This window comes from Bradyrhizobium sp. 87 (genome assembly GCF_023073015.1).
Taxonomy (GTDB): Bacteria; Pseudomonadota; Alphaproteobacteria; order Rhizobiales; family Xanthobacteraceae; genus Bradyrhizobium; species Bradyrhizobium canariense_D.
The window spans coordinates 1-11,736 of sequence record NZ_JADPIQ010000104.1 but is presented as its reverse complement, the minus strand read 5'-3'; the positions used below and the strand labels follow the sequence as shown (position 1 = coordinate 11,736).

General features: G+C 53.9%; 9 protein-coding genes. 2 read left to right on the top strand and 7 right to left on the bottom strand.

From position 1 onward, the window contains the following. Positions 1-625 precede the first annotated feature (625 nt). The 7 genes from IVB50_RS26785 to IVB50_RS26755 form a co-directional block, all read right to left on the bottom strand. Positions 626-1,081: a nucleoside 2-deoxyribosyltransferase gene (locus IVB50_RS26785; protein ID WP_247298035.1), complete on the bottom strand. Its 456-nt coding sequence runs from the start codon at positions 1,079-1,081 to the stop codon at positions 626-628. After that, a complete protein-coding gene (locus IVB50_RS26780; RefSeq protein WP_247298032.1) occupies positions 1,078-2,742 on the bottom strand; it encodes an SIR2 family protein in 1,665 nt (554 codons plus the stop codon). Before IVB50_RS26780 ends, IVB50_RS26785 begins: the two co-directional genes overlap by 4 nt. Positions 2,743-2,746: 4 nt before the next feature. Beyond that, on the bottom strand, positions 2,747-4,009 hold the full coding sequence (locus IVB50_RS26775) for a DUF6884 domain-containing protein (protein WP_247298030.1): 1,263 nt from the start codon (positions 4,007-4,009) through the stop codon (positions 2,747-2,749). Between the two features lie 274 nt (positions 4,010-4,283). Then, positions 4,284-5,855: an ATP-binding protein gene (locus tag IVB50_RS26770; protein WP_247298028.1), complete on the bottom strand. Its 1,572-nt coding sequence runs from the start codon at positions 5,853-5,855 to the stop codon at positions 4,284-4,286. A 3-nt stretch (positions 5,856-5,858) separates the two neighbouring features. Beyond that, positions 5,859-7,133: an SIR2 family protein gene (locus IVB50_RS26765; RefSeq protein WP_247298026.1), complete on the bottom strand. Its 1,275-nt coding sequence runs from the start codon at positions 7,131-7,133 to the stop codon at positions 5,859-5,861. A gap of 136 nt (positions 7,134-7,269) precedes the next feature. Then, a complete protein-coding gene (locus IVB50_RS26760) occupies positions 7,270-8,814 on the bottom strand; it encodes a GNAT family N-acetyltransferase (protein ID WP_247298024.1) in 1,545 nt (514 codons plus the stop codon). Continuing rightward, the gene (locus IVB50_RS26755; RefSeq protein ID WP_247298021.1) at positions 8,732-9,241 is read right to left on the bottom strand and encodes an ASCH domain-containing protein; all 510 of its coding nucleotides are present in this window, start codon (positions 9,239-9,241) and stop codon (positions 8,732-8,734) included. Before IVB50_RS26755 ends, IVB50_RS26760 begins: the two co-directional genes overlap by 83 nt. A gap of 224 nt (positions 9,242-9,465) precedes the next feature. Here IVB50_RS26755 and IVB50_RS26750 point away from each other — a divergent pair, with 224 nt between their 5' ends. Continuing rightward, the gene (locus tag IVB50_RS26750) at positions 9,466-10,137 is read left to right on the top strand and encodes a recombinase family protein (protein ID WP_247298019.1); all 672 of its coding nucleotides are present in this window, start codon (positions 9,466-9,468) and stop codon (positions 10,135-10,137) included. A 523-nt stretch (positions 10,138-10,660) separates the two neighbouring features. After that, positions 10,661-11,557, top strand: coding sequence for a hypothetical protein (locus tag IVB50_RS26745; protein WP_247298016.1), 897 nt, complete (start codon positions 10,661-10,663; stop codon positions 11,555-11,557). Positions 11,558-11,736: the final 179 nt, after the last annotated feature.

Sequence of the window (11,736 nt, the reverse complement as noted above, 5' to 3'; positions counted from 1 at the left end):
GTCAATCCGGGCCTTCAAATCATCCGGCCACTGCTTACGGCCTGCGCCGGCGTACACTTCGATACGCTGTGTCAATGGTCGTCTTATGTCGTCCGAATGGTCGTCCATTATGAGCACCCTTGCAGAAGATGACTCTTCTAACGGTGCTCCCAAGATCGCGCACAGACAATCTAAAGGGCCGCGGCGCTACGCTTACGTTGAAGTCCTTCTGGTCTTTCGTATTCCAACTAGCCGGCATCAAGCGGGTCAGAGCGCAGGTTGTATGGAGACCTGCACGGATCGAGATGCCTCCTCTTCGGAAACTTCTCACAACCTTCTCTCGGTTTCAGAGGTCACGTCGTGCCGCCGCGAAAGGCGCGGAAGCAATTTCATCAGGTTGAGTGATGCCTCACATCCCTCGAACCAGTGCCCTCGTCACTACGAATGACCTGCGTTAGAAGCCGACCGCGCTTCCCGTCGCCGTGGTAGCTATTTGGTAGCTAGCGCTACCTGACTGATTTCGTTGGTACAGTTGGGTGGGTACTGTAGTTCCGCGCCTTTGGCTTTGATAAACCTAACGTTTTTTGGATACGCCGGTGGCGTTTTGTAGCGGGCTTTTGTATTTTCCTCAACCCGGCGGCGTTCGTTAGCTCGCTTGCATATTTGGGTCGAAGTTCTCGATCCAATTCACCAACTCGCTGTCGTCGGAAAAGAGCTTCCGAAGAGCGGCTTCGATCATCGGATTGTCCCCAATTGGAAGCAGCATACGAGGGTCAGTCTTAAGGCCAACGCACGTCTTCCCCAGCGCAAAGGCATATCCCAATTCAAATGACGCACCCTCGTCTACCGTTCGCCCGTCCAGTATAATTACGAGCACATCGCATGCCCTGATGGCCGCGATGTCGAGTTCGAATATCTCCGACTTCGCCTGCTCCACCGGCATCCCGTCTCGCACGAGGTCTAGGATCAAACCGCCGTCTTCTTGCGGAAGATACACATTCGCGAAGCGCGAGATTGCATCCCGGAGAGACTTGTTCCTTATCCTCTCGGCCTGTGAAAACAACGGAGCCGCAAGATACACTCGTGTTCCGTTAGCTGTCACAGTTTTCCTCCGCTTGCCAGAAGCTCGTCTATACGCTTCTCGAAATCGAACGGGGTATAGTCGCCTAGCAAGATCTGTCTAGCTATCCTTCGTGACGTCTTGTCGCTGCCCTCGCGAGAATTGTCGAATGTAAACTGAGGTTCAGGCACATAGACCGCCTTCAAGGAAGCCGATTGTTTGACGAGCGACGCACCATCATAGTCGATCACCATGGTTACGCCTCGCAGCTTCCCGCGCCGGGCCTGCCTGTCACTGAGCACGTGCTCATCTGCTTCTAAGAATATGATCTGACCGGCCTCAAGTGGGCCGCTGTGCTTGCACACACGCGCCCTAAGCTCCTTGAGTTTTTCAACGTTCTCGGCATCCGTCTTGGAGAACGCGCAGAGGTCCAGAAAGCATCGATCCATAACGTGCATACCAACGCCAGCTCGCCGCATTTTGTCATTTTTGTCACGCAGCTGACTGTAAAGCCAATCATCAATCTCCTTTCTTTCTGACGTTGTGAGCGTCATGTGATCTTGGTACATCTTTTCCGGCGCCCTGCCGGACCACTCTTCGAACGTGGAGAAGCATCGCAATCCTTCTAGATTGCTCGACTTCCCAGCGACAACCGACCCTACGAGATAGTATTTCCTTCGAGCGGGGTGCTGCGAAAACTTCACCAGATCGGCCTCGAATAGCCCGCTATCTTCTTCGTTGAGAAGATCAATCAACTCTGCAATCTGCTGCGTTTCCAAGAATATAGAAATGAGATTATACACGTCGAGATTTACATCAAAGATGTGCTTGCGCTCTTCAGCGGTCTTTAGGCAAGCCGGGTTCTCCCAATAAATAATATAGTGATGATTCGCTGGATTGCGCTTCATCCCAGCTCTGAGCATGTTTTTCAACGAGTTATCGTTGAGCGACGTCCCGAGCAGCAAGAACGTCGTAGTCGCGAAGCGAGACATCAAGAAGTCGGAGTCATGGAGGGTCGGCGAGATCAAAACGTCCGCGAAGGCGTCTTCCGTGAAGACCAGGCCCTCGCTTCGTCGCCGCCGCGCCTCGCGAGGAAGAAAGCCGTTTATGTGATAAATTACGGATGCGTCGCGCCTCGTTTCGATTTTGGGGCGCGAAATGATCTCTGGCTGGACTTTATTTCTGCTCCGCGCGAAGTTAATTGCTGCTTCGTCGACCAAATCATCGAAGTTGAAATTTACAGTCAGTTCCGTCCTACAGACGAGCTGTCCTAGAGAGCTCAAATACGTGTGGCGTCGAAGTATATCATCATAGCTCACGCTTGCGACGTCACGATAAAGCTCTTCGTGCACAATCTGCATCCAAGTGGAATCGACCTGATACTGCGCAAACTGCTGTGGAAGACCTGATGCCGCTCCTCTGACGCTTGCTTGATGCAACGCGTAAGCTATTTGCGTGATGTAGGTTTCTTGCAACCCTGCATTTCGGTGGGCGTCAAACGTTTTTTCGACCGCCGGAAACCTAGCAGTAAGCCTCTCGACCAGCCCCTTCCACGTCGGCAGATTTGCGTCTATGGACACACCGGCTCCAAGGATGAGCCCCAATCGACGACGATCTAACCGTTGCCACATATGACACAGCCAGACCGGAATTTGCGGCTGCGATTTCGACGCCTCTTCAAGCGCAACAGTGGAGCGCAACATCCTGCTAACTTCCCAAGACGCCAGATTTTATCAGGCGCGCATTGATCGTTCTAGGTATCGAAAGGTCTGCCTTGCTGCCAGCGTCCCGAAGATTCCATAGTCCTGTCTTCGCAATTACGTCATGCTTGGAATGCAGACCGAGCCAAAGCGGACCAGAAGCCTCAACGGGGAGCAGGTGCTCAGTAAAGAGAGCGATTGAAAGACGCTCGATAACCGACCGAGCGCTCTCCTTTGCAGACTTGTCGGCGACGGCGATACAACAGACAGAGAGACTCCCGATAATCTCTGACACCACCTTTTCGAGTGGCCGCTCGTTGTCTCGATCAGCGCCGGTTAAGTTTTGTCCAATGCCCCAATTCGGATACCTGTCTCGCATCCCGTCTCGCCGGATGAGAGCCTCACCCACGTGAAGCCTGAATACCGAGCTACGATGGTTGCCGTATCCATCGGACGTTCCTAAATGGGTACGGAGGCGGTCGCGGAGTGTCGCGCGCGAACCAGCGGAAACGCCGTGGGTACCAACTCGCACCAGCCTCGGCAAAGACTCCGAGAACAAGGTCTTTTCCGCCGGATCGAAAAAGAAATACACGCCTTGATCAGGAAGTGCGCCACCAAGCGCTTCTTTAAGCGGCTTGATGTGACCAGCTGCGTGCAACCTATCGAAAATCGCATACAGCTCTTCAATGCCTCCAATACGATCGAGGTAATGATGACACGCCTTCAAGAACATCAAGCGGGCACTACTTGAAAGCCCGGTTAACGGGTTGATCACTTTGAACCCGATCGACTTCAGGCCCTCATCCAGCGGGGTTGCATACTCATCATCTGCAAGAAGGATCACGGCCGAGCTGTCGCGCCTATGGCGATTCAGTTTTGACAGGACAGCTGACCGCCATTGAAAGCGTCGTTCTTCGTCGAACGTGCTCAGGTTCACATCGTATGGTGCGACTTGGGTGGAGAGAGTGAGCAGTCCATGCTTTGCAGAAAGAATGAAAGCACGCTTTTGTAGACGGCTGATCAGATTGATCGACATCCGAAACCGAGGAGACGTGTACAACTCGGAAGCGATAGATTTGGTGTCCTTCTTATGCTTACCGCACGACACCAGCGCAACGGCGCTCTTGGGAAGCTGCGTCACCTCGTCGACGAACTGTTTTGCCAAGCGCGCAAGTTCGTCTCGATCTGGGTCGAGCCAGTCGAAGGTTAATTGGTCTGATTTGGCGGAAAGTGAGTGGCTCATGGTTCCGCCGCGCAGCTGTTGCGGCATATTAGGCGCTCTCAGGTGTCTCCAGGTAGTATACCGGCTACTTTCACGACACGACATCTCCCGACCGCTTGGGGCTTTTATCCACAGGTCTTCCAAGTCATCAGCTTGTCCACTTGCAGTAGCATCTCTCGCGCGCGCGAATGCCATCAATGTACGCTTTAGTTTGCTTTTCGGTCCCGCCAGAACTTATTGTAGTCAGGACCCTTGGAATCAGGCGGGACTTTTGGCTCATGAATTTGGACGGGCATCGGGGCAGGAAGATCGGGACCAACAATTATAGCTTCGCCCGGGGCAAGTGCCGGAATAAACATCGCGGCGTTTTTGTCCAAGTCGCCACATGCGCGCTCGACTCCTCGTCGTTGGTGAGACGATGCACAATGAGGGTGCCTAGTTGACTGAGCACGTCGTGAGGGATGTCTCTAGGCCGCTGTGTCGCCATTATGGACGTAAGTCCGTACTTTCGTCCCTCCTTTGCAATTATGCCGAAAGATTCCAGCCTCACGCTTGCATACTCGTCGCCCACCGTCCTGCCGAGGAATTGGTGGGCCTCATCAAGAATTGCAATCAGCGGGCGTGTTCGGAACAAGCCCTTCCTTGCCTCACTCAACAGATAGCGACCAATAACATTTAGAAGTATTTCTCGGGTGTTGTGTTCGAAGTGAACGGAACGAAATGAAATACGAATAATGTCATCCTCGTCGTCCGCAAAGAACTTCGTCAATACGTCAACTAACGACAGACCGGCTGTTTCAAAGAGGCATGATAGTTGATGCGTGCCGACCAGGGTCCTAATGCGGGCGACAAGCGTTTCGCAATGAGCCACGGAGTTGTCAGGGCCTCCCCAATTATCCGCGTTTGCACCCTGACCGCTTGACCATACGCATTCGGCAGTTACTTGCTCGGCAAGGCCTTCAATCCTGAAGTTACAAAGCGGTGAGTTAATCTCGTCGCGATGAAGATCAATTGCGTTAAAAAAAGGCTCTCTAGGCTGGAATGCTTTTTCTACTGTACCTCGCGCCGTGAATCTGACGCCCTCGGGAGCTCGTCCTCTGCAAGCACGCATCAACTTAAGACTTCGAATGGCTTCTCTGAGCTTTGGTCCCTGAGATTGCCCCGACGGCCGAAATAGAGCGAACAAATCCTCCTCGGTCGTTTGAGTGTATGGGAAGTGCACGCGCTCGGTTCCTTCTTCGCCTTCGTTGAAAGCATAGTGCTTTGTAATAGAAGGCAAGCCAGCGAACTCACCGGTCGGATCGAAAAGTACACACTTCCCGCCGTTGGCTTTAATCTGATCCAGTATGGTTGCAATCGTCCAGCTTTTGCCGCCTCCGGTCGCGCCGAACACACCGCAGTGACGACCGAGTAACTTTTCGGGAGGCAATCGCAAATGCATTTCACTACCTGCACTCAAGAGCCCTAGATCGATCGAAAGCTGCCCTTCATTTGAAAGCGCATTTGCGGCCAACTCTCCAAACAGTTCAGGCTGAGCGAGATACACAGCGTCACCTACACGGGGATGCGCCCTAAGCCCACGGATAAGCCGATTCTTCTTCTGGTCCACGGTCGCAAGCAGCTGAATGCGGCCGATAGGATGCGGTTCGGGCGCCAGTCCCATCTGCGGCTCGACGCTCAAACGCTCGTTGTCAGGGAGTTTCACTTCGATGATTCTGCCTAACAGCTTTGCGCTTTCGCAATCAACAAACACAAAATCCCCGACGGTGCCTCGCGCGAGGGCGCGACGCTCAGGACGAGCAGTGGCATAGGGAAGATTGGCGTGAGCAATCGATGCGGTAACAAGGGTAATCGTTCCGGCGTAGCGGCTTGGGTCGATAAGACTGCGCATCATGACTTAGACCGCCGTGGGTTCATTCAAAACCTTGATTCGCTCCGCATGACGCTCGCGCTCCGTTTGAGCAACAAGATCTGGGATCGCTTGAGCAAGATCATCAAATCGAGCATTTAAGAGCGTAACTCGTTCGTCACCAATGTCTGCGAGCCGCTTCAATCTGGAAAAACACGCGCTAGCTTTTGGTCGAGCTTGCGCAGTTGCTGGCAACAAAAATTCATCTTTTTCCAACTCCTCGTCGGCGAGGAACGCAATGTCGCAAGCAACTAAGCGCAGCGTCATATTGGCCTCAAGTGCGGCCAGTATGGGCTTGCTGATGTGATCGTCATTAAAGCCGAACCCAGAGACGATCAGGGCGGTGTCGGGCTCACGCAAAGCCGTCTGCAAGGCAGACATCATGTCCAAATAAGGCGTCTCGAATGCCTCCTGATACTTGCTGTCGCGGGGATAAATAAGGACCGCCGGTCCGTCAGCCTCGCTGCGAGAGCGTATCAACTCCGCGCCCTTTCGGCGCCAGTCTATCGAGCCGTGGAGCTTGTAGAGATGGAAAACACTCTCGATGTACTCAGGCCCTTCGCTGACGGAATCACGACGAACGATGTCGTATGCGAAATGTCCGCGATCATAGACTTGCGGCATCGAATGAGAGAAGCCGTCGACAACCGTAAACCGGAGCGCCCTCGCCGCGTATTCAAACCCCAGGTCATAGTTTGTAGTGAACACACGCGCGCGTGGCTTCCTTGCACCGCGTCGGGCGATTTTTCTTAGGATCGCCTGATGTGCAGATAGGTCCGTTTGATCGCTCACGAAGTCGACACGAGCCGCAATAGACTTTTCGGCTGTTGCGATGAATTCAGCGACGTCACGAGCCTCCTCCGGCCCGAACAGCTCCAGGTAGATTTTGCAGTGAGTTAGGAGCTTCTCGATGTTCTTTTCCGCGATATCTTGATTTGAACGAGGCATATAGCGGGCGATTGCGTCAATCGAGCCTTGGATGGCTTCAGCTACCACCGTATCCCAAAGGTCCCTCATGCCGGGCGCCGTAATGGCATTCGGGCCGCTATTCTTCGCACAAAAGGAGGAGCCTGCCCCTGTCAGGAGGATGAGGTTTGAAGCGTTCAGGCTGGCCGTCAAAGATTCTTCGATCAGGCGCGAGCTGCCCCGCTCGGTCACTTGGCCCTCTTTGTTCTTTGCATCGTCATGAGCACGCCAACCGTCTTCGCGCTTGTAGTAACGAACATTGCTCACCGACGCTGGACGATCATCCCAGTAGCTCATCGCTCCCCCAGACAGCTTGCAAAGCATGTACCCTCAACTTTGGCCAGCATTTGCACGCATTGAAAAACACAACAATCACCCTCGCTGCGTCGCGACTGCTACCATCTCTTGCTATCATCATGAAGCAGCGTAGAAGCTAGAACTCAAATCCAATTTCAAGCTCGCCCCTAAGGGCTTGGTACTGACGCTCAGTAAGCATCGTTATTGATTGGTAAGGGTGATTGCCAAAGACCCCAAGGTCCTGAAGTTTGCTCAGACCGATGACCGGTTGGGTATGGCCTACCAACAAGAAATCTATGACCTTGATCGGTGAACCGCGGCTGGGATTCATTAGCCTCATCTCGTCGGCTGAATACACTGAGCGTTTTGCCGAGTGCTTGATCAGTTCATCAACGTCGGCGACATCCCTCACTTGCTCCGCAATGGCCAATGTCGTGATCGACTGGCTGGCCGCAAGGGTCTCATCCTTTGACATGTAGAAGAGCAGAACATCGCCGGGATCAATCATGGTTGTTCGCGCGCGGCAAAGATAAACCTTCCGAATTGTGTTCCCCGGCGTCCGGTCTGTGTGGCGCGCCAGGATGGGTCCGAAGTCTGCACTCGGGAAAAGTGGCAACTCTCTACCGAATGCGATTTCTGGGAATAGTCTGCGATGATAGGCGGATTGGATCGGAACGCAGAATTTTCCTACGGCTGAGCCGTCATGGAAACGAGGATAGTTGCTTCTCGCGAAGTCGAGCGCGCTACCAGACAGTTCCGGTAGCGAACCGCTCAGGATCGGTTTTTCCATCACCAGCTCGCCGATTGGCGACCTCTTCGTTTCCACGAACCCGTAGTAGTTAAGAAGCTTAATGAGCAGCGTATGCTTCGGATAAACTGTGAGATAGATCAGGCTATAGTTGTTGTGTTGCGCAAACCATAGAGCTTGCTTCAACAACAGTTCGCCGAACTTTTCGCCGAGATACTCATCCCGCACTTTGAAGGTACAGATTTTTAGTATCTTCCTCCCGCCGTAGTGGGTTTGCGCTTCGGCTTGCGTTTCCGTCTTCCTTATTACTAAGCCCCCTATCTCAGAATCAATCTCAAGAACCCAACACTCCCGATGCGACTGCTTGCAACGTTCAAACCAAGCGTCAAAGGGTGGATAATCCTGCCGCAGACTTGCAAAAATGGGGTCACGCTCATTGAGTTCATAAGCCTTGCGCTCAACGATATTTGGCAGGTCGACCGATTTCGCAACGAACGTCAGCCTTAGCCACTGCAACGCTTCGTCAATGGTAAGAACGTGCTCACCCAAGCCGACGCGCGAAGCCCGCTTGTGCAAGTTGGCGTCTTCGGAAACGAGATAGTCCACAGCCCGCGCATCCAACGTCGCAAGCAGCCGCGCATCGGAGCGGTCATTGTCGTTATTGATCGCGCCAAAGCGAGCCACCAGGTCGGCATCGCCTTGGTAGGGTAAAGGAGCCAGCTTCTGAAACTTATCCAGTTTGCTGAGGGTTATTTTGCGCCGGGTTGGATCGCGGTCACGCGCTATGTCGTCGTAATTAGCAGCTTCGACGAACAGACCTACACCGTATTCATTGCTTAGCCGCGATAGTTCAGCGAGCCGCGCTTCGACCGGCTTTGGGTCTTCCAGCCCGATGACTACGTGAGTGTCGATGAGTAGTTTGAAATGGCTCATCGTCGAACAATGAAATGAAACGGTCGGTAACGTACCTGTAGGATTGCGGGGGCACAATCCCAAATTGCGATTCCAGCTCCCGTGCCGTCACCTGCTGGCGCATCGCCTTGACCGTCCCCAACAGGATGGCAAATCCGAATTTCGCACCACTAAAGTAGTCGTAGAAGTCGCGCCGCGAGATACAGGCTGCTTCGGCATGCTCCTTCCAAATGTCCGCAATGGCTAGCCGCTGAACCTCCTTGATTTTGGCACATCCAACTACGGCCTGAACGGGGCTGCTCGAATAGATGTAAGCCACAGCCCCAACACTCACGGATTCAGGAAAACGTCGCCTAAGCTCTACAGTCTTTTTGCCAGCCAGAATCTTGTCGACGTACTGTGGACGGATGCTGACCAGAAAATCCTGCCGTGATTGGCTCGTCGCCATCGCCTATTTCCTATGCCCGAATCATTGCGCGGATTGAATCAGTCCTGCACCCTTGAGCCAAGGCTTGAGCGACGCTTGAGTGAAGCACTTGCCGTTGTCACCCTGCCCCGTCCCATCGCCGCTCAGGCCATGCAAAACGGAATCGCAGGGATTCCCAAACCGCCGTTGTATAACTCCTAAACGGACATATAGATTATTTACAGCCGGTTTAGAGGACCTCCGACGTGCCCGCAGCTCCCCTTGTCTCCTACATCCGCGTTAGTACCTCCGGCCAAGGCCGCTCAGGTTTGGGCATCGAGGCGCAACGGCATGCCCTCTCCCACTTCGCGGCTTCGGAGGGATACGAAGTGGTTCGGGAGTTCGTGGAGGTCGAGACCGGCAAGGGAGCCGACGCACTGGACCGTAGGCCGCAGCTCAAGGCCGCGCTGGCCGCCGCGCGGAAGCTCAGGTGCCACGTAGGCGTTGCGAAGCTCGACCGTCTGAGCCGTGACGTCCATTTCATCTCTGGGCTCATGGCTCACAAGGTGCCCTTCCTGGTTGCCGAACTCGGCCCCGACGTAGACCCTTTTGTGCTTCACTTGTTCGCCGCCCTTGCCGAGAAGGAACGCGCGCTTATCAGCACACGGACCCGGCAGGCTCTCGCGGCAGCAAAGGCTCGTGGGGTGACCCTCGGTAACCCAAGGCTCCACGTGGCGCGTAAAAGCGCGATAGAGACGGTGACGGCCTCGGCTGACAAGTTCGCTTCCAACGTTCTGCCCATCATCCGCGAGGCACAGAAAGCCGGCGCTACCACGCTGAGGGACATTGCCGCTGCACTGAATGCCCGAGGGGTCGCGACGGCTCGCGGTGGTCAGTGGCATGCCACTTCCGTAAGCAACATCCTTGAGCGCGCGTAGGGAGACCGACGTCCGACGGTACGTTCTTGGTGACGCTCGCCACCACCTCGTGAAGTTTAACTTGCCTGCCAAGGCGGAAAGCCTTGGAGTCGGCTCTTGCTTCGCGAAGAAGAAAGCGCCCGCCCCGCCCGCTAGGTCCTATGCGAGTTTAAGAAATGGGTCCCCTTTTGCGGTATGGGACCCTAAGTCGGTCGCAAGCTCAGAGCGATTTCAAGTTCCTTCGGCTAAAGGCGGCCGCCGTCGCCCGGCTGACAACAGCAGTGTGAAAATCCTAGGCGAACACATGCTTCTCAGCGATCCCAGTGGATGGCGGTTTCTGATGTCCGCTTTGGTGCGCGTTACGGACACAAGTCGAGCATCGAAGGAGGTCCGAAAAAGTGCCAAACCCAGACAGAACATCGGCCGATGCTAGTGCCGGCTGATCCCGCTACAATAAGGGAGACAGCTCTAATGCAACTTGACGTAATTAAAGATATGTGTCGGAAAACACGGTGCCGAAAGTTGTAATTGGAGGCACTTGTCGATGCCGGCGACCTTTGATCGATTTATTCCATTTTTAGAGCGCTCTCTTGCTTTGCGGGCGTTCAACCGTCACGAGACGGAAATCAATGAGCATTTCTGGTCATTCAAGGTTGTTTCAGACTATGCGAGATATTTGGCCAAGGCGGAAAAGGACATCGACCCCGACAAATCTACGGCTGCCTTGTTTAAAGCCTCGGGACCGGACGCGGAGAGAATTCCACGCAACGTAACACAATGGCTCGACGCGAGAGAGGAACTAGAAAATTGGTTGAGGCTTAGCGCGTTGGTTTCCGCTGCTTCTTATCTGGAAGTCTATCTTCGCCAAGGAATTCGCTCAGCGCTGATGTCAGACCCATTATGTAGGTTTGGCGCCTCAAGGTCGCTTGATGGTACAGCCTTGCTCAAATCCGGTCACGAGTTGCCTTACAACGACGAAATGGCGGAGATCACGAAAGGTGAATGGAATTCCAGAGTAGCCGCCTTCGAAAAGATATTTGGCACGCCCCTGACGGGATTATCGTCGCATATCGCTACTCTTGATAGGATTAGACGGATCAGGAATGACTTTGCGCATGGATTTGGCCGAGACTTGAGTGTTCCTAGTCCCTCAGACACAACCGTTACTCAGGCACAGCGCTTGAGCCAAGCAACGTGGATCAAATACATGGGGGCGCTTTCAAAAGCGGCTGCTGTAATTGACAAGTTTTTGTTGAATGGATTTATCGGAAATTTTGAGCTCGTTCATTTTTATCATGGGTGGAAGTCCCGTCCGGCTCATGCTGACGATAAGGGATATCAGCCGCCCGAAGCTCTGCGGCGTTCCTTTAAGCGGGAGTTATCGACATCACCAAGCACGAAATTCTGCAGCGATTTGATTGGATATTATGACGCTGTCTAAGCTCTATTTTCAAAGCCGCCCAAATCCCACAATTTTCGAGAGATAGCAGATGCGGGCCGAATGTCTGTTGAGGGGTCACGGGACTAAACCGCTCGCGCGGTAGGCACGACGGCCGGCAGCGCGGCTGAGAGGATAGCGCAACGAGGCGTCCTGTCTTGAGATGAGGGGTTCGCAACCTT

What these genes read in the sequence shown, in the direction of transcription:
- IVB50_RS26780 (WP_247298032.1), bottom strand. Translation starts at nt 2,742, where the DNA reads ATGTTGCGCTCCACTGTTGCGCTTGAAGAGGCGTCGAAATCGCAGCCG.
- IVB50_RS26775 (WP_247298030.1), bottom strand. Translation starts at nt 4,009, where the DNA reads ATGCCGCAACAGCTGCGCGGCGGAACCATGAGCCACTCACTTTCCGCC.
- IVB50_RS26770 (WP_247298028.1), bottom strand. Translation starts at nt 5,855, where the DNA reads ATGATGCGCAGTCTTATCGACCCAAGCCGCTACGCCGGAACGATTACC.
- IVB50_RS26765 (WP_247298026.1), bottom strand. Translation starts at nt 7,133, where the DNA reads ATGAGCTACTGGGATGATCGTCCAGCGTCGGTGAGCAATGTTCGTTAC.
- IVB50_RS26760 (WP_247298024.1), bottom strand. Translation starts at nt 8,814, where the DNA reads ATGAGCCATTTCAAACTACTCATCGACACTCACGTAGTCATCGGGCTG.
- IVB50_RS26755 (WP_247298021.1), bottom strand. Translation starts at nt 9,241, where the DNA reads ATGGCGACGAGCCAATCACGGCAGGATTTTCTGGTCAGCATCCGTCCA.
- IVB50_RS26745 (WP_247298016.1), top strand. Translation starts at nt 10,661, where the DNA reads ATGCCGGCGACCTTTGATCGATTTATTCCATTTTTAGAGCGCTCTCTT.